Source organism: Ruegeria sp. N7, from assembly GCF_056531345.1.
The window spans coordinates 1-24347 of the sequence record NZ_JBQFLR010000012.1 but is presented as its reverse complement, the minus strand read 5'-3'; the positions used below and the strand labels follow the sequence as shown (position 1 = coordinate 24347).

At 54.1% G+C, this 24347-nt stretch carries 25 protein-coding genes, 1 tRNA gene and 1 riboswitch; of the genes, 16 read left to right on the top strand and 10 right to left on the bottom strand.

Annotated features, from left to right (window positions below; genetic code table 11):
* Window positions 1-26: 26 nt before the first annotated feature.
* The 3 genes from ACR0ES_RS13730 to ACR0ES_RS13720 all read right to left on the bottom strand — a co-directional run bounded on the left by ACR0ES_RS13730 (window position 27) and on the right by ACR0ES_RS13720 (window position 2341).
* Entirely contained in the window at window positions 27-689 is a 663-nt protein-coding gene (locus ACR0ES_RS13730) for an HD domain-containing protein (RefSeq protein WP_480487829.1), read from the bottom strand.
* On the bottom strand, window positions 673-1773 hold the full coding sequence (gene aroC, locus ACR0ES_RS13725) for a chorismate synthase (protein WP_480482762.1): 1101 nt from the start codon (window positions 1771-1773) through the stop codon (window positions 673-675). Before aroC ends, ACR0ES_RS13730 begins: the two co-directional genes overlap by 17 nt.
* A gap of 127 nt (window positions 1774-1900) precedes the next feature.
* Entirely contained in the window at window positions 1901-2341 is a 441-nt protein-coding gene (locus tag ACR0ES_RS13720; RefSeq protein WP_480871026.1) for a 6,7-dimethyl-8-ribityllumazine synthase, read from the bottom strand.
* A 130-nt stretch (window positions 2342-2471) separates the two neighbouring features.
* Window positions 2472-2619: riboswitch (FMN riboswitch) on the bottom strand.
* A gap of 54 nt (window positions 2620-2673) precedes the next feature.
* On the opposite strand from ACR0ES_RS13720, the gene ACR0ES_RS13715 reads away from it, so the two are divergent.
* Entirely contained in the window at window positions 2674-3285 is a 612-nt protein-coding gene (locus ACR0ES_RS13715) for an FMN-binding negative transcriptional regulator (RefSeq protein ID WP_480871024.1), read from the top strand.
* Between the two features lie 19 nt (window positions 3286-3304).
* Here ACR0ES_RS13715 and ACR0ES_RS13710 read toward each other — a convergent pair whose 3' ends face one another.
* Window positions 3305-3751: a c-type cytochrome gene (locus ACR0ES_RS13710; protein WP_480482769.1), complete on the bottom strand. Its 447-nt coding sequence runs from the start codon at window positions 3749-3751 to the stop codon at window positions 3305-3307.
* 461 nt (window positions 3752-4212) lie between these two features.
* Here ACR0ES_RS13710 and petA point away from each other — a divergent pair, with 461 nt between their 5' ends.
* The 6 genes from petA (at window position 4213) to ACR0ES_RS13680 (ending at window position 8527) form a co-directional block, all read left to right on the top strand.
* Window positions 4213-4797, top strand: a complete 585-nt coding sequence (gene petA / locus ACR0ES_RS13705) for a ubiquinol-cytochrome c reductase iron-sulfur subunit (protein WP_267363183.1) — start codon at window positions 4213-4215, stop codon at window positions 4795-4797.
* A 15-nt stretch (window positions 4798-4812) separates the two neighbouring features.
* Entirely contained in the window at window positions 4813-6144 is a 1332-nt protein-coding gene (gene petB / locus ACR0ES_RS13700) for a cytochrome b (protein ID WP_267363184.1), read from the top strand.
* Window positions 6145-6161: 17 nt separating this feature from the next.
* Window positions 6162-6953, top strand: a complete 792-nt coding sequence (locus ACR0ES_RS13695; protein ID WP_480482771.1) for a cytochrome c1 — start codon at window positions 6162-6164, stop codon at window positions 6951-6953.
* A gap of 199 nt (window positions 6954-7152) precedes the next feature.
* Window positions 7153-7404 (top strand): PepSY domain-containing protein, encoded by a 252-nt coding sequence (locus ACR0ES_RS13690; protein ID WP_480772960.1) that lies wholly within the window; start codon window positions 7153-7155, stop codon window positions 7402-7404.
* A gap of 5 nt (window positions 7405-7409) precedes the next feature.
* Window positions 7410-7985, top strand: coding sequence for a cytochrome b/b6 domain-containing protein (locus tag ACR0ES_RS13685; protein ID WP_480772959.1), 576 nt, complete (start codon window positions 7410-7412; stop codon window positions 7983-7985).
* 59 nt (window positions 7986-8044) lie between these two features.
* Window positions 8045-8527 (top strand): helix-turn-helix transcriptional regulator, encoded by a 483-nt coding sequence (locus tag ACR0ES_RS13680; protein WP_480871022.1) that lies wholly within the window; start codon window positions 8045-8047, stop codon window positions 8525-8527.
* Here the strand turns inward: ACR0ES_RS13680 and mtaB are convergent.
* The gene (mtaB, locus tag ACR0ES_RS13675) at window positions 8509-9765 is read right to left on the bottom strand and encodes a tRNA (N(6)-L-threonylcarbamoyladenosine(37)-C(2))-methylthiotransferase MtaB (RefSeq protein WP_480772957.1); all 1257 of its coding nucleotides are present in this window, start codon (window positions 9763-9765) and stop codon (window positions 8509-8511) included. The genes ACR0ES_RS13680 and mtaB overlap by 19 nt on opposite strands.
* The gene (gene dapF, locus ACR0ES_RS13670) at window positions 9762-10595 is read right to left on the bottom strand and encodes a diaminopimelate epimerase (protein ID WP_480772956.1); all 834 of its coding nucleotides are present in this window, start codon (window positions 10593-10595) and stop codon (window positions 9762-9764) included. Before dapF ends, mtaB begins: the two co-directional genes overlap by 4 nt.
* A 220-nt stretch (window positions 10596-10815) precedes the next feature.
* Between dapF and ACR0ES_RS13665 the strand changes: the two genes are divergently transcribed.
* Window positions 10816-10891, top strand: a tRNA-Lys gene (locus tag ACR0ES_RS13665).
* Window positions 10892-10895: 4 nt separating this feature from the next.
* Here ACR0ES_RS13665 and ACR0ES_RS13660 read toward each other — a convergent pair.
* Window positions 10896-12014 (bottom strand): tyrosine-type recombinase/integrase, encoded by a 1119-nt coding sequence (locus tag ACR0ES_RS13660; RefSeq protein WP_480455967.1) that lies wholly within the window; start codon window positions 12012-12014, stop codon window positions 10896-10898.
* Between the two features lie 189 nt (window positions 12015-12203).
* Entirely contained in the window at window positions 12204-12428 is a 225-nt protein-coding gene (locus ACR0ES_RS13655; RefSeq protein WP_480455966.1) for a hypothetical protein, read from the bottom strand.
* 142 nt (window positions 12429-12570) lie between these two features.
* Here ACR0ES_RS13655 and ACR0ES_RS13650 point away from each other — a divergent pair, with 142 nt between their 5' ends.
* From ACR0ES_RS13650 to ACR0ES_RS13625, 6 genes are all read left to right on the top strand, one after another.
* Window positions 12571-13038 carry a helix-turn-helix domain-containing protein gene (locus tag ACR0ES_RS13650; RefSeq protein WP_480871020.1) on the top strand — a complete coding sequence of 156 codons (468 nt, stop codon included), beginning with the start codon at window positions 12571-12573 and terminating at the stop codon, window positions 13036-13038.
* Entirely contained in the window at window positions 13038-13613 is a 576-nt protein-coding gene (locus ACR0ES_RS13645) for a hypothetical protein (RefSeq protein ID WP_480871018.1), read from the top strand. The genes ACR0ES_RS13650 and ACR0ES_RS13645 overlap by 1 nt, the downstream gene beginning before the upstream one ends.
* A 150-nt stretch (window positions 13614-13763) precedes the next feature.
* Window positions 13764-15254: an ATP-binding protein gene (locus tag ACR0ES_RS13640; protein WP_480871016.1), complete on the top strand. Its 1491-nt coding sequence runs from the start codon at window positions 13764-13766 to the stop codon at window positions 15252-15254.
* On the top strand, window positions 15251-18010 hold the full coding sequence (locus tag ACR0ES_RS13635; protein ID WP_480871014.1) for a Z1 domain-containing protein: 2760 nt from the start codon (window positions 15251-15253) through the stop codon (window positions 18008-18010). The genes ACR0ES_RS13640 and ACR0ES_RS13635 overlap by 4 nt, the downstream gene beginning before the upstream one ends.
* Window positions 17997-18959 carry a PD-(D/E)XK motif protein gene (locus ACR0ES_RS13630; protein ID WP_480871012.1) on the top strand — a complete coding sequence of 321 codons (963 nt, stop codon included), beginning with the start codon at window positions 17997-17999 and terminating at the stop codon, window positions 18957-18959. The genes ACR0ES_RS13635 and ACR0ES_RS13630 overlap by 14 nt, the downstream gene beginning before the upstream one ends.
* Window positions 18952-21024, top strand: a complete 2073-nt coding sequence (locus tag ACR0ES_RS13625; RefSeq protein ID WP_480871010.1) for an AIPR family protein — start codon at window positions 18952-18954, stop codon at window positions 21022-21024. Before ACR0ES_RS13630 ends, ACR0ES_RS13625 begins: the two co-directional genes overlap by 8 nt.
* Here the strand turns inward: ACR0ES_RS13625 and ACR0ES_RS13620 are convergent.
* Window positions 21021-21797, bottom strand: a complete 777-nt coding sequence (locus tag ACR0ES_RS13620; RefSeq protein WP_480871008.1) for a dCTP deaminase/dUTPase family protein — start codon at window positions 21795-21797, stop codon at window positions 21021-21023. The two genes, ACR0ES_RS13625 and ACR0ES_RS13620, sit on opposite strands and share 4 nt — an antisense overlap.
* Before the next feature lie 27 nt (window positions 21798-21824).
* On the opposite strand from ACR0ES_RS13620, the gene ACR0ES_RS13615 reads away from it, so the two are divergent.
* Window positions 21825-22358, top strand: coding sequence for a deoxycytidylate deaminase (locus tag ACR0ES_RS13615; RefSeq protein WP_480871006.1), 534 nt, complete (start codon window positions 21825-21827; stop codon window positions 22356-22358).
* 52 nt (window positions 22359-22410) lie between these two features.
* Here ACR0ES_RS13615 and ACR0ES_RS13610 read toward each other — a convergent pair whose 3' ends face one another.
* Window positions 22411-23940: a DNA cytosine methyltransferase gene (locus ACR0ES_RS13610; RefSeq protein ID WP_480871004.1), complete on the bottom strand. Its 1530-nt coding sequence runs from the start codon at window positions 23938-23940 to the stop codon at window positions 22411-22413.
* A gap of 44 nt (window positions 23941-23984) precedes the next feature.
* Here ACR0ES_RS13610 and ACR0ES_RS13605 point away from each other — a divergent pair, with 44 nt between their 5' ends.
* On the top strand, window positions 23985-24329 hold the full coding sequence (locus ACR0ES_RS13605; RefSeq protein ID WP_480871002.1) for a very short patch repair endonuclease: 345 nt from the start codon (window positions 23985-23987) through the stop codon (window positions 24327-24329).
* Window positions 24330-24347: the final 18 nt, after the last annotated feature.

The window sequence follows — 24347 nt, the reverse complement described above, 5'->3', positions numbered from 1 at the left end:
TGCAGAAAAAAGATCAACGGGGTGGATCAGGTGATGGTCCACGACTTCGGTATCGATGCGCCAATTTCCGCTGCAAAATCCTCAAGGAACTGAAACATTCGGCCCGCCCTTGCCTGCGCAATCTGCTTGCCTGCATCCGTCAGCATGTCGTCCGGCAGGGTCAGCAGCTTAACCTTCCAGTGATCAATCGAATACCGCAGATCGTCCAGCGGGCGCGCTTCTGCGAATGGATCGGCCGGATCATAGAGAACACGCCCCAAAGCACCTGATACAGAAAATGTGCGCGCAATCCCGATGGCCCCCAAGGCGTCAAGGCGATCCGCATCCCTCAGAATCCGCGCCTCGAGCGTTTCGGGTGGGATGTTGGCCGAGAAGCTATGGGCCGCTATCGCATGTTGCGCGGCCTGAACCTGATCGTCGGAAAAGCCCAGTTTTGCCAGAATAGGCCCTGATTCAGCAGCAGACTGGCGTGAGGCAAACAGTCGGTTCGGGTCATTCTTGGGTAGGTTGACCAGATCATGAAGATAACAGGCTGCCAACAGGACGGGGATGTCCACCTGAGCGTCTGCAATGGCCTGAGCATTGGTCCAAACACGATCCAGATGGGCCAGGTCATGGGCCGGATCAGTTTCCATGCGTTGCGCGACAATGGCACGCAAACGCGCGCGCAGATCAGCCGATCCGTCCACGGTTTTCTCCGATCTGACCACGGTGCAGCAGTAGGTGGTCCAGGATGACACAAGCCATCATCGCCTCACCGACAGGGACAGCGCGGATGCCAACACAGGGGTCATGACGGCCCTTGGTGATGATCTCGGTCTCTTCACCGGATTTTGTAATGGTTTTGCGGGTGGTCAGGATCGAAGAGGTCGGTTTTACCGCAAAGCGCACGACAATGTCCTGCCCGGTCGAGATGCCGCCCAGAATCCCACCTGCGTGGTTTGAGCTGTATTGCGGACCATTCTGACCCATGAAGATTTCGTCGGCGTTGGCTTCGCCAGTCAGTTCGGCGGCAGCCATGCCTTCGCCGATCTCGACACCTTTGACAGCGTTGATCGACATCATCGCAGCCGCAAGATCAGTGTCTAACTTGGCGTATATCGGCGCCCCAAGCCCTGCGGGGACACCGCGTGCCACAACCTCGACCACGGCCCCGACCGAGTTGCCGGATTTGCGCAGGTCATCCAGATAGGTCGCCCAATCCCCGGCCGCCTGTTCATCAGGCGCCCAGAACGGGTTCTGTTCAATCTGCGCCCAGTCGAATTTGGCGCGGTCGATCTTGTGCGGACCGATCTGGGTCATGTAGCCGGTGATCTGCACATTCGGCGCAATCTGCCGGATGGCCTCGCGCGCCAGTCCACCCGCGGCCACGCGCGACGCGGTTTCCCGGGCTGAACTGCGCCCACCCCCGCGATAATCGCGGATGCCGTATTTCTGCCAGTAGGTGATATCGGCATGGCCCGGACGGAACTTGTCCATGATGTCGCCGTAGTCTTTCGAGCGCTGATCGGTGTTTTCGATCATCAGTTGCACGGGCGTGCCTGTAGTTTGGCCTTCGAACACGCCAGAAAGGATCTTGACCTGATCCGGTTCGCGCCGCTGCGTTGTGAACTTGTTTTGCCCCGGTTTGCGCTTGTCCAGCCAGTGCTGGATCATCGCCTCGTCAATCGCAACGCCCGGCGGGCAACCGTCGACAGTGGCGCCCAAGGCAGGCCCATGGCTTTCACCCCAGGTGGTGACGCGGAAAAGATGGCCAAAGCTGTTCATCGACATGGGGCGTGCTCCTTTGCGGATCGTGATTAGCGGGCAAGGCCCCCGGCCTCAAGCGGATTTGGCCGTTGACGGTTTGAACGCCGCCCGTCGGGCGGCGCATTTTTGAGTATTTTCGAAAAGATGAAGATCAGGCGGCCTGCGCGACTTTCGCACGGGTTTCCGAGATCATCAGCGCGGCCTGAGCCGCTTCGCGCCCTTTTTGTACGAAATGGTCGCGGTAGATCGCATTGTGATGATCAGTTTCCTGATATTGGTGCGGGGTCAGCGAGACCGAAAGGACAGGAACCCCTGTATCAAGCCCGGCGTGCATCAGGCCATCGACCACGGCCTGCGCAACGAAATCGTGCCTGTAGATGCCGCCATCAACGACAAAGGCAGCGCAGGCGACGGCGGCATAGCGCCCGGTCCGGGCCAGATCACGGGCCAGCAGGGGCATCTCGAACGCGCCGGGAACGTCGTAGACATCGACTTGTTCCGAGGGGACGAGTTCGAGGAAGCCGTCGAGCGCGCGGTCAACAATATCGGAATGCCAGTTGGCTTTGACAAAAGCATAGCGGGTGTGTGTCATCATAATCTCCTTTCAGTTTGGTGGCCTGCTGGCAGTCGCGAGAACCGGTTCCCACTTTTCGCTGCCAGCCCGGCATGACACGTCACCCAAGGCGATCACGAGCAGGCGCGCCGTATTACCGGCGCGGCTTGCGCGTTCTCTTTCATCCGGACTTTGACCGTCGGCTCTGGTATCTCACCAGATCTGCTGACACCCCGAAAGCCGGGGCCGCTCGCGGGCTTACGGGCCGTGGCCCGCATACCGCCGGTGGGGAATTCCACCCCGCCCTGAGAACGAGGCGGACCTTGCCAAGAACTGTCCGACGCTGCAAGAGATTTGACAGGAGGACACTCATGCACCCTAACCCCGTTTTTCGCGCCGAGGATCGTGCGCGTCATATTGAATTCGCCCGCGACCGGGCGTTTGGCGTTCTGGCACTCTCTGCGGAAGAGGGCCCGTTATTAAGTCATGTCCCGTTTTTGTTGTCCGAAGACGGATCAATGGCTGACCTGCATCTTGTGCGCTCGAACCCTGTCGTGCGTGCGCTGCACGAACCGCAGCGCGCAAAGATCGCGGTGCAGGGACCGGATGCATATATTTCGCCCGATTGGTACGGTGTCGAAGATCAGGTGCCGACATGGAATTATGTCGCCGTGCACCTGATCGGGAAGCTTGAGCTACGCCCGCAGGACGAGTTACGTGACGTACTTGACCGCCAATCTGCGTTCTACGAAAAGCGGCTGCTGCCCAAGGCCCCATGGGTCACGGCAAAAATGTCCTCGGACGCGCTGAACAAGATGATGCGCATGATCGTTCCGTGCCGCATGCAGGTTGAAGATATTCAGGGCACGTGGAAGCTTGGTCAAAACAAACCCGAAGGTGCGCGAAATGCTGCCGCTGATCAGGTGTCCTCTGGCTTTGGCAGTGAAATCGCCCGGCTGGCCGCCTTGATGCACAAGGCTTAACCAGCATCAGGCGCCGGGTTTACTGGGGGCTGAAGGTCGCCAGATAAGCGGCAATATCGTCTGCACCGGTCTTGAGTTTGACGCTCATGTTCGGACGGGCAGTTTCGTCATCCAGAAATTCCTTGATGAAGCCGATCGGATCCTGCGCATAAGCAACGATGTTTTCCTCGGTCCAGACCAGACCCGCTTCGCCGGCACGGATCATGTCATCCGTGAACATGCCGATCGGCAGGCGCTCGCTGCCATAGCGATAATCGTTTTCGGACCCGGCCACGCGACCGACGACGCCATACAGATTCGGGCCGGTGATTCCACCTTTGACCAGAACTTCACCATCCTTGATGATCGCATGACACGAAGAACAACGGTTATATATCGCCTCACCTTTCGCGGGGTCGCCCGCGGCAAGGGTCTGAGAGGGCAGGGCCATTGTGCACAAGGCAGCGGCCAGAATGATCTTTGACATTGGGGTCTCCTTGCAGGAGTTCGCACGCCTTTTGCGCTGTCCTTTATTCGCGCGGAAAGTGCAACAGGTGAGGCGCGTGCAATTTGTAATTTAAATCATCTATTTAGCGAGTATGTTTTTGCTGAAAACAATCTCCGTTTCGAAGTCTTGATTATGTACCTTTTGGGCGCAAATCATCGGCACCCAGGACAGGCTTCAAATACCCAACCCGGGTGGCGGAAGGCGGGGTGCGAAAGCGAATCAATGACGCATGAATCGAAGTTGCCGACAAAGTCGCACGCGAGATTCACCAAAAAACACTCTCCGCAGCTGCTGGAAACGACACATGCGGCGTATTGCGCGTTTATGAACGCTGGACGAACACTATTCTCCCCGATAGTAAGCGCGGTTAAGACACCGCATTCGTGCGGTGCGCGAGCTATTTGCCCGTCCGCGGGCGCCAGACAATCGGAGATAACCTCGTGTCCCACGCAGAAGACCACGAAGGCACCCGCAGAGATTTCCTGTACTACGTCGCTGGCGGCGCAGGTGTCGTTGCAACGGGTGCAGCCGTATGGCCCCTGATCAACCAAATGAACCCATCGGCAGACGTTCAGGCGCTGTCCTCGATCCGTGTGGATGTGAGCGGTGTTGAGCCGGGTACGCAGCTGACCGTCAAATGGTTGGGAAAACCCGTCTTTGTCCGTCACCGCACCGGTGCCGAGATTCAGGAAGCTCAGAAACAGGACGCCGAAGGTGTTGATGCGCTGCCCGATCCGCTGGCTCGCAACTTTAACCTGAGCGCCGATGCTCCTGCGACCGACGCAAACCGTGTGATGCCGTCGCCGGAAGGCGAAGCGCCGGGTGCATGGGTCGTCCAGATGGGTGTTTGCACCCACCTCGGCTGTGTGCCTCTGGGTGATGCAGGCGACTTCGGTGGCTGGTTCTGCCCCTGCCACGGTTCACACTACGACCTTGCCGGTCGTATCCGCAAAGGCCCCGCGCCTGAGAACCTGCCCATTCCGCCCGCAGAGTGGGTGGACAACGGCACAATCAAACTCGGCTAAGGGAGACCCAAACTTATGTCCGGAATTCCCCACGATCATTACGAGCCGAAGACAAACGGCGAGAAATGGCTGAACAGCCGCCTGCCGATTGTTGGCCTGCTGTATGACACCCTCATGATCCCGACCCCCAAGAACCTGAACTGGTGGTGGATCTGGGGCATCGTTCTGGCGTTCTGCCTGGCGCTGCAAATTGTCACCGGTATCATTCTGGTGATGCACTATACGCCGCATGTCGACATGGCATTTGCCAGCATCGAACACATCATGCGCAACGTAAATGGCGGTTACTTCATCCGCTACCTGCACATGAATGGCGCATCGCTGTTCTTTGTTGCGGTCTACATCCACATCTTCCGCGGCTTGTTCTATGGCTCATACAAAGCCCCGCGCGAGATCACGTGGATCGTCGGCATGCTGATCTACCTGATGATGATGGGCACGGCCTTCATGGGCTATGTTCTGCCATGGGGTCAGATGTCCTTCTGGGGTGCGACTGTGATCACCGGTCTGTTTGGTGCCATTCCGTTTGTGGGTGACGCGATCCAGACCTGGCTGCTGGGCGGACCCGCGGTGGACAACGCCACGCTGAACCGCTTCTTCTCGCTGCATTACCTGCTGCCGTTCATCATCGCAGCTTTGGTCGTGGTACACATCTGGGCCTTCCACACCACGGGCAACAACAACCCCACAGGTGTTGAAGTGCGTCGCGGCTCGAAGGACGAGGCGAAGAAAGACACGCTGCCGTTCTGGCCGTATTTCGTGATCAAGGACCTGTTCGCGCTGGCCGTGATCCTGGTCGTGTTCTGGGCCGTTGTCGGTTTCATGCCGAACTATCTGGGCCACCCGGACAACTATATCGAAGCCAACCCGCTGGCGACACCCGCACATATCGTGCCTGAATGGTACTTCCTGCCGTTCTACGCGATCCTGCGTGCCTTTACCGGTGAAGTCTGGGTTGTTCAGTTCGCCAGCTTCATCACCGGTGGTATCGTTGACGCCAAGTTCTTCGGTGTTCTGGCGATGTTTGGTGCGATCCTGGCCATGGCGCTGGCGCCCTGGCTGGACACGTCGAGCGTGCGTTCGGGCAAGTACCGTCCGATGTTGAAATGGTGGTTCTACCTGCTGATCATCGACTTCTTCGCCCTGATGTGGCTGGGTGCGATGCCTGCGGAAGAACCCTATGCGACCTTCTCGCTGATCGCATCGGCCTACTGGTTCGCCTATTTCTTCGTGATCCTGCCGATCCTTGGTGTGATCGAGAAACCTCTGGCCCAGCCCGAGACCATCGAAGAAGACTTCAACGCGCATTATGGCAAGGCTGACGCCGACGCCACGCCGGCCGAGTAAGAAGAGGGACCGGAAACATGTTCAAGAAACTTGCAATCGGCGCCGCGTTTGCTCTGGCCCTGACCCCTGCTGCTTCCATTGCAGCAGGTGGTGGTGAGCAGCATATCGAAGATTTCGCCTTCTCGTTCGAAGGCCCGTTCGGCACCTGGGATCAGCATCAGCTGCAACGCGGCCTGCAGATCTATACCGAGGTCTGCGCGGCTTGCCACGGTCTGCAATATGTGCCGCTGCGCGATCTGGAAGCGCTGGGTTACTCGGAAGAAGAAGTCATCGCATACGCTGCTGGCAACTTCGAAGTCTTCGACCCCGAGCTGGACGATTTCCGCCCGGCGATTCCCACCGATCACTTCCCGGCCAATACCGGCGTCGGCGCTCCGGACCTTAGCTTGATGGCAAAGGCACGTGCTGGCTTCCACGGGCCTTATGGTCTGGGCATCAACCAGCTGGTCAAAGGCATGGGTGGCCCGGAATACATCGCCTCGCTGCTACACGGCTACACTGGCCACGAAAAAGAAGAAGCGGGTGCAGTGCTCTACGAAAACACCGCCTTCCCCGGCGGCTGGATTTCGATGGCGCCTCCGCTGGCTGACGAGCAGGTCGAGTTCGCGGACGGGCACTCGAACACGGTTGAGCATATGGCCGAGGACGTTGCCGCATTCCTGATGTGGGCGGCCGAGCCAAAGCTGACAGACCGCAAGAACGCAGGCTTTGTCGGTGTCATCTTCCTGACCGTTCTGTCGGTGCTGCTGTACCTGGTCAACAAGCGCCTCTGGGCACCGCACAAGGGCAAACTCCGCAAGGAAGATTGATCCGATCCGTCCTACCGGATTTTACTAATTCAGCCCCCGCGCCGTCAGGTTGCGGGGGTTTTCTTTTTCCAAGCCTCCATCAGCGCGCGCTTATTTGACCGAAATAAGCGCCGGGTCAATGGATTGGACAGCTTCACAGGCGCACATCAGCCACAACGGCTGATCAACTGCCGTTTGTCTGAAACACGGAGTCACGACAATGAAACTTCCTATTCTTTTTGCCTCAATTCTATTTGCAACGCCGGTATTGGCACTGGATCTCGCACCCGATGCCGAGCTTGGAAAATCCGAAGCCGAAATTCGGCAAACTCTGACAGGCATGGGATTCGATGTCCGCAAAATCGAGACGGAAGACGGCAAGATCGAAGCCTATGTCGTCAAGGATGGTCAACTGGCCGAGGTTTACGTCGACCCCGCAAGCGGCAAAGTCGTCAAGATTGAGGATCAGTAACCAGAATGTCCGAAACAGAATTGATGCATCGTGGGCGCACAGGCGCCCACGACGTTCAGGTCTGGGATCCTTTGGTCCGGCTGGTTCACTGGGTCGTAGCCTTGTGCGTTCTGATCAACGCGGCGATATCCAATCCCGAGGGCGCGTTCCACGAATATGTGGGCTATGTCGTGCTGGCTTTGGTTCTGTTGCGGTTGTTTTGGGGGTTAACGGGTCCGGCTTTCGCTAGGTTTGCAGCCTTCCCTTTCAGCCCCCATTCGGCACTCAACCACTTGCGCGACATGGGGCGGGGTGACCAAAGCGTGCACCTTTCACACAACCCTCTGGGAGCCCTTATGGTTTATAACCTCTGGGCGACACTGCTGGCTTTGTGTGTGACAGGGTTCATGATGGGGACGGTTCGGTTCTTTGGCATCGAATGGGTCGAAGACCTGCACGAACTGGCCTTCAACTGGCTGATGCTGTCTGTTCTGCTGCATGTTGCCGGGGTTGTCATTGATCAGAGGCGAACAGGTGTCGCTTTGGCAAAGGCTATGATAACAGGGCGTAAGAACATACCTGAGGACTGGTCAATAAAATGATCAAATGGATCAGCAGCCATCGGCGGCCCGGCGATGCAGACGCTCACCGGGCTGTACTTATGTCGATAATGATCATTGTTCAGGTACTTTGCGTGGTGTTTTACCTTGGCGACGTCGCCCTGGATTTGAAGGAAGGCGAGGGGCCTTCTCATGTAAGTCTTGAGGCTTTTGTCGCATTTGTTCTGCTTGCCGGAGTTGTTTTTTTCATGATTGAACTTCGACGCCTGCTGGCAAGGGTGGAACAGACCAAGCTTGGCCTACAGGCCGCGCAGGGTGAAATGAGCGTGGTTATCAACACGTTCTTCGACCGTTGGGGACTTACCACCGCCGAGCGTGATGTGGGTCTATTGGTTCTGAAAGGGCTGGATAACGAGAGTATCGCGCGCATCCGGGGGCGGGCCGTTGGGACCGTGCGCGCGCAGACCGCCTCGATCTATGCCAAAGCCGCGGTTGACGGGCGTGCGCAGCTGATAAGCGTATTCATGGAAGAATTGCTTGTCGCAGATGGCGAGGCTGCGGACCTTCAGACAACCAAACTGTGATCATTCGCCCCAATGGCTCGGGCGGTTACGATCTGGCCTTCGGGTTGGGGTGAATTGAACGAAACCTCGGTGAATTGTTCCGTCCGCCCCATATGCGGGTTCTCCATCAGGATCCGGTGGGTTTTACCGATCTGTTCTGACAGGTGTTTCCTGACCTGAACGTCCCCAGCCGCACGCAGACGGGCGGCGCGATCCTTGATTACATTTCCGTTCACCTGTTGCGGGATGCGAGCCGCTGGAGTGCCTTCGCGTTTCGAATATGGGAAAACATGCAGCCAGGTCAGATCGCAATCGGTAACCAGTTTCAGCGAGTTCTCGAAATGCGCTTCGGTCTCGGTCGGGAAACCTGCGATGATGTCGGCACCAAAGGTCATGTCGGGGCGCAGTTTCCGGGCCTCTTCGGTAAATCGAATGGCATCGTCGCGCAGGTGGCGGCGTTTCATGCGCTTCAGGATCAGATCGTCGCCATGCTGCAGCGACAGGTGCAGATGCGGCATCAGGCGTTGTTCGGTTGCGATGGCCTGCATCAGATTCTCGTCCACTTCGATCGAGTCGATCGAACTGATCCTCAGGCGAGCCAAATCCGGCACCAGCTTCAGGATGCGCATCACCAGATCGCCCAGTTTGGGTTGTGCAGGCAGATCGGCCCCCCATGAGGTCAGATCGACGCCAGTCAGCACCACCTCATGATAGCCCCGATCCACCAGCCGCTTGATCTGATCCACCACAACGCCGGCAGGCACGCTGCGGGAATTGCCCCGGCCATAGGGAATGATGCAAAAGGTACAGCGGTGATCGCAGCCGTTCTGAACCTGCACATAAGCGCGTGAGCGTGTGCCAAACCCGTCAATCAGGTGCCCGGCCGTTTCGGTGACAGACATGATGTCATCGACCTGAACGGCCTCGGTCTCGCCGATAAAGTCGGCGGCCATGTCTTTCCAGGTTTCTGGTCGCATCTTTTCCGTGTTGCCGATCACCGCATCGACCTCGGCCATCTGCGCGAAGGTGTCGGGTTCTGTCTGGGCGGCGCACCCGGTAACAATCAGCCGGGCGTTCGGATTTTCACGACGCAGTTTCCGAATCTCCTGTCGCGCTTTGCGCACAGCCTCAGCTGTGACGGCGCAGGTGTTTATCACCACGGCATCCGTCAGTCCGGCTTGTTGCGACAGCTCTTTCATCGCCTCGGTTTCATAGGCGTTCAGGCGGCAACCCAATGTGGTGAATTTAGGCGGGTTCATCCCAGCGTCCCTAAGAACTCGGGCGACAACGTGCCCGAGAAGACGTGACAGGTTGACCCGGTCATCCAGACACCATCCTCGCGCCAGTCAACCCACAGGGTTCCCCCATCCAGATCAATCTGCACCTTTCGCCCCGTCAGCCCACGCCGCGCCGCAGCCACCGCGGTTGCACAGGATGACGACCCTGATGCCAGGGTGATGCCCACGCCCCGTTCCCACACCCGCATGCGGATGTGATCCGGACCCACAACCTGAGCCACCTGCACATTGGTGCGCTCGGGATACAAAGGATGGTGTTCATAGCGCGCGCCGAACTCGGCCAACGGAATCGCCTCGGCGTTTTCAACAAAGAACGTGCAGTGCGGATTGCCCAAACCCGTCGCTGTCGGGGCGCCCTCGATGGGCAGTTCCAGCGTGTCCATCTCTTCAGCCAGCGGAATTTCGTGCCATTCCAACTGAGGAAGACCCATATTGACCGAGGTCAGCCCATCACCTGCGTCCTGCGCAAAAAGTGTTCCACGTTCGGTTGTCAACGTCAGCTGGGTTTTGCCCGTCTCATCCATCAACATTCGTGCGATGCATCTTGTGGCGTTGCCACACGCCGCCGAAGTTGATCCATCCGAATTGTAAAACACCAGATGCGCGTCCGCCGCACCGTTTTCGATTACGGCCAGCTGATCGAATCCCACACCAAAATGCCGATGCCCGATTCCTCGGGCCAGAGCCGGGGTAATCGAAACATCCTGCATGCGCGCGTCAACGACGACGAAGTCATTTCCCAGCCCATGCATCTTAACAAAGGGCAATCCGGTATCGAGTTTCTGTTGCATGGCGGCGATATAGCGTCGGTCGGAACATGAATCCACCCTGTCGCGTCGAATCGTGAAAAAAGGGGTTGACCCCCCTGCGCCACCTGCCTAAGTAGGCCGCCTATCGGGTCGCCGGAAACACAGGTTGTTTCAGCGAAACGAGGCGCAAATTAAGGGCTTGAACCCGGTTGGGAAATTGCCGTAAAGAGCGCCACGGATCGAGAAGATCCAATAAAAGAGTGGGCCGTTAGCTCAGTTGGTAGAGCAACTGACTTTTAATCAGTGGGTCGCAGGTTCGAATCCTGCACGGCTCACCACTTTTCATAAATTGTCCTTTCCTTGCCGGGGTTTGGTATCAGATTTGACGAACCTGTTCGGAGGGTTCGCCAAATTACGCTCGCCATTTGGGCGGGCGATCAGTTTCTCAATTGCGGAATCAGCCATCCCTTCGCGACCTGCGGCCTCGGTGTAGCGTTGCACGAGAGCTAGTGTTTTGTGGCCGGTGACTGCACCGATTTCATGCGCAGTGGCACCAGCCTCGGCTAAACGTCGCGCACAAGCCTTGCGCAGGCCATGAGCGGAGCATTGAGGCAGTTTTGCCACCTCCGTCCAACGCTGCATGAGGTTGCCCAAGCCCCCCGACGATCGGATCGTACCTTTCTTGGTAGCCAAGAAGGTGCGGTCCTTCGGAGCCTTGTCCAGCACTTCGGCCAAGTCCGGGTGGATTGGAACTGACACTAAAACACCGCCCGAGCGTTGTGTCTTTTGTCGCCTGTATTCAATCTTGCCGTTGCGAATGTTGTCTGGCCCTAGCTTCACCGCGTCAACTCGAGCGGCTCCAGTATAAAGCATCAGCGATACCGCTGTGTGTGCAAGCGTACCGGGTTTATGCGTTTTGAAGAACTGCGCCAGTTCGTCCTCATCCCAAGTATGGAAGCCATCACCACCCACGCGAAATGGTTTCGTCACACGCGCAGGATTGTCTCCGCGCCAATCCAATGAAATGGCAAAATCCATTAACTGGATCAGCCGCTTGCGTAAGTTGTTCGCCGCAGCGGGTGTCTCGGCTTTTTCAGCAAGGATCGCTTGCACGTGACGGCGTTGCATCAGTTGAACAGGTTTGTCTCCATGCTCCTCACGAAACTTTTCAACAATTCCGCGATAAACCCTCTGCGTACTAAGAGACAGGTCGAGAAACTCAGCTGAACGATACCAGAGGGCTACAAGCTGGTTGACGCTAAAGGGTTTGGCGCGGTCAACACCGATCAACCCGCGCGTTTTGTGTCCATTTAAGGCGTCTTCATATCGCCTGACGAATTCTTCGGACCCATAGTCTCTCCCCAACTCAGCAGAAAACCCGCGCTTCCGAAACCGCCAGCGGCGCTTGTTGTGCCGGTCATAATAGGCGGTCGCGCCAGGAAACTGTTTACGCCGCTTCATTGACGATCCCAGGGGTTGCTTGCTTCGTCGACTTGCCTCTCAGTGCTGTAGATCACGACCTTTCCGTCCCGGCTGATCTCTGACCGCACGACTTGTATCCCTGCATCTCTATATGCTTCGAGGTAGCGTGTTAATTCATTCTGCGTCAGTGACGCTCGCGGCGTAGCCATCGAATGTCCTCAACCTCCACTAGTTGGCGCGTAGCACCGCATCCAGCTTCTCGCCTTCAGCAGCTTTCACTGTAAATTTTTCGACATACCGTTCCCAGGCTCCGTTTGGGATCTTTGGGTTGCGGCGTCCGGGGGCTGTGAAGATATGATCCAACATGTCTGCGCGAATAAGGTAGCGCACGTTGGACACAGGGATACCCACTCTTTCTGCCAGTTCCTTGGGGGTTTCGAGAAGCTTTTTCACGCTTCGCCTCCTCAAATCGTTTGCTTACAAACCGAGGCGAGAGGAATCGTTTTGCGTCCAGAATAAAACAAAACTACGTTGAAACTGCATGAATCAAACGTATCGCCATCGTTCGTGTCTATTTTGATATAAATGACTACGAATGAGGTTAATACAAATACGAACGAAAGTTGAAATGGCTGTTAGTGGCCTTGGAAATCGCCTTGCGGCTGTACGTAGGATCGCCCGACTCTCTCAAGAAGAGATGTCGCAGAAGCTAGGTATTAGCCGAAGCGCCTATCAAAACTACGAACGTGGTCAACGAGACCTAACTGCTCAGCTATTGTTGGAAATCTACGAATTGTTTGATGTCGACCCGCTCTGGATGCTCGAAGGCGACTCAGAAGATGGCAAAGGCGGAAGGCACAAGGAGATAGCCTCCGCGTACCGCAAGATCGGGATCGCAGTAGAGCGACGAATTTTTGATCGAGAGCTTTCCGTGACACCCGAAAAAAAATGGGACGCAATCGAATTTCTATTTGATGAGTTCCTAACCACCGACGCCTTAGCCACAGATGGCGAGGAACCGGAAACAACCAGAATTGATAGTGTTTTGAGGCTGATAAGCTGATGATGGATGAAGACTTTTCCGAAGAGGTTTTGAAACTGCGCCCGCGCAAAGTGCGGCTGGGACGGGACTTAGAGCGCTCGCTGGAAGAAATCTGCGGTGCCGACAAAAACCATTTAAGCAATGGTGGAAAGTACAATTTGCGCCCGAAAGCAGGTAGTATCAATGCGGCTCATTGTGCAGCGTGTGGACAAATTGAGTATATTACGCGCGACTATTGTCGCTGCGGCCATTACCTTTCTGGCCAAATCATAGATGAATACCTGGCTTGGGAGCGTGATCTGGTGAAAACCAAAGATCAGATGGCCTTAGAAGCGGAAGAAAAGTTGAAGCCGTTCAGATGGATAATCGCTAGCGCCATACCCTTCGCAATTTGGCCAATCATTCAGTTTCTGGTCAACGGTAGGGAAATGCCGCCCACGACATGGTTGTGGATCTTCCCCGGCATGGTGATTTTTACCCTTTACCTTCTGATTGAGTACACCATCACCGCAAAACTAGAAGCAAGTGCATATACTGTTGAAAGTGCAACATATGAGCAGTTCCTGATTGACCGAATATCATTACCCCAAAGGTGATTTCGCATGATCCTTTTGAGGTCACATATTTTCCGAATTTCGCTTTTTCAAATGTTGTCCGCTGCGGCTTCGCGATGATTTCATCCCCTCGAAACTTAACCACCCAAATGCCAAGAGAAATTTCCTCGGCTATTTTGCACGGAGGCCAACGTGACTCGACTTGCAACTCGTGTTGTTGATGCGACGCCTTATGCTGCGTCGCTCATCGAGGGCCATAGAGACTTTGGCTACAATCTCGAAACGGCACTTGCCGACGTAATCGATAACGCTATCACTGCCAAGGCTCAAACGGTCGAGTTGATCGCCGATACTACCGCTGACGAACCATGGATCGCGGTTGTAGATGATGGGTTCGGCATGACAGAGATCGAACTGGTTGAAGCCATGCGATTGGGGTCGAAAAAGCCAACAGACGAACGTTCGGCCGAAGATCTCGGCCGTTTCGGTCTTGGTCTGAAAAGCGCCAGTTTTTCACAATGCAGACGTTTAACGGTCCTGACACGGCGAGAAAAAAAAACATCATGTGCCCGCTGGGATCTCGACAAAGTCGCGGAGCGAAACGATTGGAGCCTCGAACTCATCGATAATCCGGATCTTCTAACGGAGCATGACCTTCTGCCTGAAACAGGTACAGTCGTTACTTGGAAAAATCTTGACCGCTTAAGCGGCGGCTATGCACATGACCGCGGCAAACGTGCTGCACACATGAATGCGGAATTGTCTCGTGCAGAACACCATCTTCGGCTCGTTTTCCATCGGTTCCTTGAGGGCCCCAAGCCGCGCCTAAAGCTGTCATTGAACGGGCGTTTGTTGAAACCGATTGACCCTATGGCGTCCTTACATACCGCTACGCAGAAAGACCCGGAGGAGGTACTTCGCCTGCGACAAGGCGATGTCGTGATAAGATGTCACACACTACCGCATCACAAGCGCATGACGCAGGAACAATGGGAAGAGATTGGTGGTCCAGAGGGGCATCTGAAATCTCAGGGGCTCTATGTCTATCGCGAGCAACGCCTGATCATCGCTGGCGGTTGGTTGGGTCTTGCTCGCCAAACCGAACTAACTAAGCTCTGCCGAATTGCCGTCGATATTCCGAATACAATGGATGCGGAATGGAAAATCGACGTTAAGAAAGCCTCGGCACAAATGCCGCCGGTTGTGCGGGAACGCCTAAAGAAAGTGGTTGAAAGGTTCGTCGGAACATCCAAACGTACCTATCGCAGCCGCGGCCATAAGCTGGTTGATGAGACCCGCTTCCCGATTTGGAATCGGATGCAAAAGGATGGCCAGATCTTCTTTCGCCCTAACATCGAGCATCCGGTATTTCGAACATACGCGGAACAGTTGCCGGAAAACCTTCGTGAAGGTTTCGAAAGATGCTTGCGATTAGTTGGGGCGGGGCTTCCGATCGAAACGTTACATGCAGAACTAGTCGGGAATGCAGAAGCAGTTACAGCGGACGAAGCAACCGAAACTGACCTCGAAGAGCTGGTTCGTTCTCTTGTGATCAACCTGATGGATAACGGAATGTCTGCAGATGCCCTAATCGAATCCATAAGAAATTACCCATTCTTGCGATCAAAGTGGGAAGATGTCGAACCAATTTTGAAGAACTTACTTGCCGAGGAACGTCTATGAGAAGCGCATTTGAAAAGCTCAAAAACACTGTTGAAATGGACCTTTTTGATAGTCCTAGAATGACCGCAGAAGAGTTGCGCGCGTATATTGGAGATCTCAATATGTTGCACGCAAGGAGAAACCCTCCCGGTGCGAGCGACGAAGAAATCGAGCTGATCGCCAAGGAAATTGAAGCAAAAGAAGGGATCAAAGCTGGTTTAGGCGCTGTTGTGGACGGTGAGGATTTTGAGCCGTGGCTGGATGATGCAAAGCCATCGATCGAGCCGTTTTATTGGAATCGCTATCAGAAACTGCTTCTGCAGAACGGCTTGCCGAAAGACGTAGTGATTTCTACAGACACGGTTACCGACAAAATCCTCAGCCGCCTTGGCAACCCCGACAAACATGTGCCTTGGGATCGGCGTGGCATGGTGGTGGGCCACGTTCAAAGCGGAAAGACTGCTAACTATACCGGCCTGATTTGCAAAGCTGCGGATGCAGGATACAGGTTGATCATTGTCATCGCCGGAATTCACAACAATCTTCGAAACCAGACACAGGCGCGGATCGATGAAGGCTTCATCGGTCGTGATACGGGAAAATCCCAAGAAACCAAGAAGGACGGGGCAAAGCACATAATTGGCGTAGGCCATTTTGACCCAAACAACACGCCAGTTAGTCTCACGAACACACTTCGGGACTTCAATAAGGCCACCGCTTCAACGAATACCAGCGAGATCGACTCCTACAAAGTGCCGGTCGTCTTGGTTATCAAGAAACAATCCAACACTCTACGCAATCTCCTGCAATGGTTGAAAGACAACAGTGCTCGAGGGGATAGCGAGATGATCGACCAACCTATGTTGCTCATTGACGACGAGGCTGACAATGCTTCGATCAACACGAAGTACAACAAGGAAGAGGTAACCACCACTAATCGTCTGATCCGAGAACTTCTTAACACTTTTCATCGAAGCTGCTACGTCGGCTACACTGCAACGCCCTTCGCGAACATATTCATCGACCCGGACCAAGACGATGAAATGCTCTCAGAAGACCTCTTTCCAAAGGACTTCATAATCGGTCTCGATGCACCCTCGAATTACTTTGGTGGTAACAAGGTATTTGTTGAAGGCATGCCAGATGACGAAGAACCGATTTGGCTTCGATTTGTGGACGACAATGAAGATCTACTTCCTGTTAAACATCCTCAGGACTTTGTGGTGGAGGGGTTGCCGGACTCGCTGGTAAAAGCGGTTCGTGCCTTCATATTGACTGCCACCATTCGCAATTTGAGAAACCAAGGGCACAAACATTGCTCAATGCTGGTAAACGCGAGCTTTCGAAACCCAATCCAAGCACAACTTCGAAACAGGTTGCATGAAGTTCTGCAACGGATTCTGAATGCAGTCAGAGTAAATGGTGCCACGGGCACAAGAGGCCTATTTGATCCAGAAATTGCTGCTCTGAAAGAGGTTTGGGAGACAGAGTTCAAAGAGAGCTATTCTTCATGGGAAGAGATTCAGAATGCTCTTCATGATACCATTGCGGCAGCCCAAGTCGTCTTGGTGAACAATAAGTCCAAGGATGTCCTTGATTACCCTGATGAGGTTATCGGAAAGGCCGGCAGAAAATACATCGCTGTCGGCGGTTTCGCTCTCTCGCGTGGACTGACCCTTGAGGGGCTGACGGTTACTTGGTTCCTGCGCAACACCAAGATGTATGATACGCTCATGCAGATGGGCCGATGGTTTGGCTTTCGGGGCGGTTACGAAGATCTTTGCCGCATCTGGATGCCAGCCGAATCCATTGGTTGGTATGCGTATATTGCAAATGCCACCGAGGAACTGCACTCAGAAATCCATGACATGGAGGCGGCAAAAGCCACCCCACGAGACTTTGGTCTGGCGGTGCGCAGCCATCCTGCTTCTCTGCTCGTGACAGCGCGCAACAAGATGGGGTCAGGCACAAAGGTCACGACACTTGTCGGACTTTCGAACAAGTTCGTAGAAACATCAAGAATTAGCATCAGATCAAATGATCTTACAGCAAACCTGAACATCGCTAAGTCTCTTGTTTTGAAATTACAACAAGCTGGCGCGAGAGAAGAAGAAACACCTTGGGGCACCCTCCTGCGTGATGTACCGGTCGAAATCATTGACGAATTCCTAGCAGGCTGGCGAAATGCAGAGCAAAGCGTGACGACGGATCCCGAACCGGTCCGCAGCTACATTCAGGCTCGAAGTGCCGACGAATTGAAGACTTGGGACCTACTCATTCCGAGTTTGAACAAGGGCATGCCAGACTTGACGCTTGGCAAGCCCGTAGTTCCCGCTAAGCGCTACGTTGATCTTCATGATCTGAAGCACGGGTTCATTTCCTTTAGTGGAAAGCGGATGCGTGTAGCATCACGGGGGATCGAGAAGGCCGGTGTCGATTCGGAGAGGGCTAAAATTGTAGAGGCAAGCTACCGAGACGAGAAGGGGAAGACAGACGGTGAGCGCGTGAATTTCCCGGATTCAATATACCGACGAGTGAGAGATCGCGGCCTGTTCATCTTGCATTTCGTCAAGCCCAAGGCTCCTGATGGAAAAGAACATGCTGAGGAAGCTCGTCTAATACCTTCCGCCCCTGTAGTTGCATGGGGCATTAGCCTTCCGGTTTCTTCAAGACCAGCTGAGCGCGTTGAATATGTCGTAAATACAGTGCGTTACCGAGAACTCTTCGGAGAAGATGAAGAGGATGATGATCAGGAGGTTACTCTTGAAGCCTCTTGATCCATGGGAAAAGCTTGAGCCGGATGAAGCCAGGCGAGTGGAGGTTGAAGGTAATTTCGATTTCTTTTGGGTGGTCTTAGAAGCCGGTATGCCGGGGTTAATGCTGGGGCTGCCCGAGATGCCGAACCCATTGCCGCGTTTACCGAAGCTGAAGAACCTTGTGGCTTCATTCCGGCCTGTATCAGGTGGATCGGCATTTGTTCTTGGTCTCAAAGAACGAAGCCAGGTCGAAATTTTTGAAACCCTTTGCCGAGATGTCGTTGAAGCAGGTGAAGAGGGCGAAGATCTCGAGGAGGCGCTTTCAAGGACACTGCAGCGCACCCGACGCTGGCACCACCTCCTGCGCGGTGGAAGGACCAGTGGGTTATCTGTAGAAGAGCAACGCGGCCTTGTTGGGGAATTGGCTTTCCTTCGCGAACTCGTTTCTGGTTTTGGTCCGGAGACCGCAGTCGAGGCCTGGACCGGACCAACCGGATCAGCCAAGGATTTTGAGTTCATCGGAACCTGTGTCGAGGTCAAGGCACGCAGAGTTGCCGCGAAGCCAATGGTCGCGATCTCTTCAGAGGACCAATTAGCGGACGTTGAGGGGAGCCGCGTGTTCCTGCGAGTGGCCAACGTTGCATCCGCTGTCTTGCCTGAAGGTCAGAGCTTGCACGATCATGTATGCATGACCGCTGAGATGTTCGAAGAGAATGGTGGGGCATACGAAGCGTGGGAAGAGGCGCTGTATTCTACAGGATATGATCCCGAGAACAATTATGATGACCGCCGCTGGGTTTTAGGCGCGCCAGTTGATTTCGAGGTCGTAGGGGGCTTCCCTCGGATTTCGTCGCCGCTTTTGGCAGGCGTGGAACGTGTACAGTACTCGATCTCTTTGGACGCCTGTCAGCCTTTCAAACTGGAAAGTGATCTGATCGAGGTGATCCGCAAAGGGCTGGAACATGAGTGACCTCCAGGAATTTCATCAAGATTTAATCGCGGATGTTCAGGGCGATGCAGATGCGCTGGGGCTTGTTACGGTAGAGGCGTTTTTCGAGAAAATCGGTGAATTGCTGACCGAGGCAGGTGAGTTAGACGGTGCGAACAGAGCATATTTCGAGGGTAATGTTTCTGGAAATCTAGCACGGATCGATGGTTACGGTGGTGACCCACGAGACGGCGATGGAGTCTTGAGCCTGATCTTGTGCGATTTCTCGGTTACAGATGATGTCAGGTTGATTCACAAGGACAAACTTCAAGTCCTGTTGAACACTCTACATCGGTTCCTCAAGGCGTGCTTGAAACGTGATTTTAGGGAACAACTCGAGGAAACAAGTTCCGGCTTCGGTGTCGCAGACTTGATTGCTACTACTTGGAACGAAGTCGAGAAGATCAAGCTGATCATTGTTTCGAATGCCGACTCAAGAACCCAGGCAGATGCCGCCAAGGTGACGGATGTTGATGGCAAGCCCGTTACTCTTAGCGTTTGGGATCTCAAGCGCCTCAAGCAGTACATGGAGCAGGGGCAAGCGCGAGCAAACTTGGTGATCGATTTCGCAAAGGACTTCGGCGGTGGCATTCCGCTTCTCGCAGCATCCGGAAATGAATCCTCACTTGAAAGCTATCTCGCAGTCATTCCTGGTAAACAGTTGGCTGCGATTTATGACAAATGGGGCCCACGCCTGCTAGAGGCAAACGTAAGGAGCTTTCTACAGGCCCGAGGAAAAGTGAACAGGGGCATTCGCGACACGATCCGCGACGAACCACACATGTTCTTTTCCTATAACAACGGTCTCAGCGCGACCGCTGACGCAATCGAGGTGCAGCAAACAGACCGAGGCTTGCAGCTGTTGCAGGCCGACAATTTGCAAGTCGTGAACGGTGGTCAAACCACAGCCTCGCTACATGCGGCCCGAAAAGCATTCGTCGAGCAGCTGGAACAAGTCCACGTCCAGATGAAGCTGACCATTGTGCCGCGTGATAAATCGGAACTCGTAGTCCCACGCATTTCTGAATACGCTAACAGTCAGAACAAAGTGAATGCAGCAGATTTTTTTGCGAACCACCCCTTCCATATTCGAACCGAGGAATTGTCGCGGAAGGTTCTGGCACGTGCTGAGGGCGGGTATCGGGATACCAAGTGGTTTTATGAGCGTGCAAGGGGGCAGTATGCTGACGAACGCGGGCGAAGGACCATAACTGAGCGAAAGAAATTCGATGCCGAATTTCCGCGGTCACAATTCCTCACCAAAACCGATCTCGCAAAATTTGAGAATACTTGGGCTTGCCTGCCGCATATTGTCAGCCTTGGTGCACAGAAGAATTTCGCGGAATTTGCCAAACAAATCGGTAAGCGCTGGGGCTCAGAAGGAGCCAAGTTTGATGAGATTTGGTTCAAGCGCATGATCGCAAAGGCAATCGTGTTTCGTGCGACCGAGAGGTTGGTATCGGATGCGGAATGGTACGAAGGTGGCTATCGCGCAAACATCGTAACCTATGCGATAGCAAAACTGGTTCACGATGCAGAAGAAAGGGATATGGTGGTCGACTTGGACGTCGTTTGGCGAAACCAAGATGTTTCTCAAGAGCTTAAATCAGCGATACTGACTGCTGCCGCAGAGGCGCAGGACGTCATTATGCATCCACCAGAGGGAGTGCGAAACTTCAGCGAATGGGCAAAAAAGCAACCATGCTGGAAGTGGCTGAGCGAACGGAAATTGAACTATCCGGAGGGCATCGACCGCGTACTGATTTCGACGGAGCTTGCGGTTGAACGTGTAAGAGAATTACGTGCAGACAAGGCAATCGAAAACAGTGTGGAGGCCGAGCTTGAAGTGCATCGATTGGGAGCTTCGTTCTGGGCAGAGGTGAGAAATTGGGCGCGAGAACGTGGTCTTTTGTCTCCGAAAGAGAATGGCGTTCTAGAAACATGCGCTGCAATCCCAAACAAGATTCCTTCAGAAAAGCAGTGTGCGATTGCTATGAACGCACTAAGAAAACTTCAAAAGGAGGGCTATGGAAGGCTCAACAGTTAGGGGTTTTGTTCTTTCTGCTCCAAGCGGTAGTTCTTTATGATATCCCTAATTTGTTCCTCGGTGTGTAAACGTTTACCGATGCCGAAAACTGTACCAACGCCCCACAATGCAACAACTACAGCAACTGCACCCAAAAAAAGTTTCACCCCGTGCTTCTTAAAGAAGTCATATGTCAATCGGCTCAATATATCCGGCTCTAGTTTTTCGACTAGGCCATCCTTGAGGTTGCCTTCTATGCGCTGCTCCATCTCGTCGGTTTGCAGAAAAGTGCTAGAAAAATCACCGACCATATCCGAAACAATTTTTCGAGCGTAAGACTCGTGATCGAACACTTGTTTTTTGGGAATCTGCTTCCCTTTGGCTTCTGCGTGTTTGAAGAAAAGAACTCTGAAAAACTCTTCTCCAGCATCCAAACGGATGGGTGTCTTTGAGAAGTTGATAACCAAGCTTCCAATCGGACCGAAGAAGTTCGCGTCTACCAGCCCTACGTCGAGCGCTAACAAACCCTTTTTTGTGAAACCACTTCTAAGTGTAACCAAAGCCGTTATGCTGGCTTTATCGATGTGAAACATCTCTTGCGAAACAACCCATGCTAACCCGCCTGGTTCAAGGGTGTGAATGACTTTGGGTTTGGAAGGGTCGTAAGATTTGGCTTCTTCACCAGCTGGGATGATTGAATGAATTCTGAGATAATAGCACCCACCTTTGAGATTGCCGGTTTCAGCGTTGGCTAGCAGGTTCTGATCAGTTATCTGGTTGCCAGTAATAAGCATTTCATAAGACTCCCAAAGGGCAAAAAGATGAAAATCTACGACTGTGATAGATGGGATGCCCGGTTCTTTGCAATGGCAGACCTTGTCGCTTCTTGGAGTGAAGATCGAAGCAGAAAGGTCGGTTGCATAGTCGTAGGTGACGCCAACGAAGTAAGGTCGACCGGATACAATGGCTTTCCTAGGGGTGTGAGCGCAGAGCATCCTGAACGTCATTCACGCGAAGGCGGCGAAAAATACCTTTGGTTCGAACATGCGGAGCGAAATGCGCTCTACAACATGCTGCGTTCTGGCGTTTCGACGTCGGGCTGCCGGATGTATTGCAACAGCTTTCCCTGCGCCGATTGTGCGAGGGCCATTATTCAGTCCGGCATCAGCGAGCTTCGAACATATGCACCGGATTTGGAGGATATGAAATTTGGCAGGCACTTCGAGGTGGCGATGGAGATGTTTCAGGAGGGCGGCGTGGCTGTGCAGCTGTATTCACGGGAAGACAAGATGATTTCCCGTGTTCTCGGTGTCTTAGAGGAAACCCGCGATCCAAAGAGCGGTTTTTTTCGGTAGTAGAAGCGCACCAATAACCTGGATTTTAATCTTGCTTCCTCCTTAGATTTGTTCAGGCCAGATCAGCAAAAATGGGTAATAGAGCTTCAGCGATCTGCCTTGCAAGAAAGGGCGGGACGGCGTTACCAACTTGTACGAATTGTTCGGTGCGGTTGCCCATGAAGTGATAATTGTCTGGAAAGGTTTGAAGTCGCGCCGCCTCACGTACAGTCAGACTTCGACATTGCGTTGGATCTGGGTGAATGAAGTAATGGCCGTCCTTCGATATGTGGCTCGTAATAGTCGAAGCCGGAGCGGTGCCAACCTGAACTCGGAACCTGTCATTGAATTTGCCGGAGTTCCAATTTTTGTGGTTTGGAGCCAGGATACTCGGAAACTGGTGGGAGCGTGGACTCACCCGCTCGGCTTTTGCGAAACAGGCCGCATATAGATATCGGGCAAGGTCCGACGGCATATGGCCGCGGGTTTCGTGACCCGATACCCCGATCAAGTTCGGGTCGTCAAGGAACGCTGCAAGCTCCGATTGCAGTCTATTGGAAAGTTGTTTTCGCCCGTGTTTCTTCCGCGCAGTCCGAGAAGTCGTCAGCAGGCGCTCCTCGACGCGGTTCAGTTCATCGAGAAAACGGGAGACGTTCACACCAGGATAATCAATGGCGGCCTGACCTACCGTTTCAAGTGCGGCGGCCATTGCGTCGCACCACGCGTGATCTTCGTCCCGCTTGCTCAAACCGCTTCTTAGCCTCGGTAGACCAGTCATCAAGTCCCTAACTCGCGCAACGGGCGTCCTGCGCTCGAGCCTGGGCGCGAAATCATCAGAAATATCCGATCTGATGCCAACAATAATGACCCTGTGCCGGGCTTGTGGTACTCCATGGTCCTCAGCGCGAATGACGAAATCTCGCGGTTCGGGACGAGACAGGGACCGACTACCTGCGGACAATGATACAAGCTTGTAGCCCGGACCAGAATTCTCGAGATCCGACATAACCTGTTCAAAAATCGCGAGGCCCTCTACGGAAGAGGACAGCATGCCCTTGACGTTCTCCATCACGAAAACCGCGGGACTAAACTCGTTCAAGACTCGACAGTACTCGCGGTATAGAAAATGCCGGTCGTCATCCTTCGGCCTGTAGTTGCGAATACCTACGTTCCGCGATCGCCCCGCAAGAGAATAAGCTTGGCATGGTGGGCCACCAATCAGGAGTGTTCTGTCACCCGCAAACCTTTGAGTTTCGGATATCCTTTCCGATAGAAACAATGCTGTTTCAGGATCACCAAGCTCGGCACACACGGCTTCTCGTTCAGCAGCATCCCATCTGTGCGGATAAAGTTTGCTCCACTCGGGTTCGCCGTGCTTCCCGGCAAGCCACGCATAATATTCAGAAGGGAATTGGTCAAATTGACGAAGGAATGCGCGCAGCCGCAGCGTCTTATGTGCTGCACGATCCTTTTCGATCGAGACTGCAATTTGATAGGCAGGCATGCCGTTTGACAGCTTGTAAGAAGAAAATCCTTCTCCTAAGCCGCCAGGACCAGAGAATAGATCGACGATTTGAATAGGTTCTTGTACTTCACTGCTCATTACGTCCTCTTTCCAGGTTTTGAGAGATATGGCAAGTACAAGCCATGGTGGACATTGTAGATGCTCAGACGCGATCACGGATGATGAGCAAAATTCGCGGTAAAAATACGAAGCCAGAGCTGGTTCTCAGAAAGGCCTTACATGCTCGTGGCTTTCGATTTCGCCTACATGTGAAAGGTGTTCCAGGAAAACCGGACATCGTGTTTCCCAAGTATCGCGCAGTTGCTTTCGTTCATGGATGCTTCTGGCACCGACACACCAATTGTAGGTACGCTACCCTCCCCAAGACCCGAGCGGATTTCTGGAAAACAAAACTTGGACGTGTCGCGGTTTGCTGCCGCTCCTTTGATAGCATTTATTGCAGCAAAGGAGACGAACTATGGGACTGAAACGGACGGACGAATTTC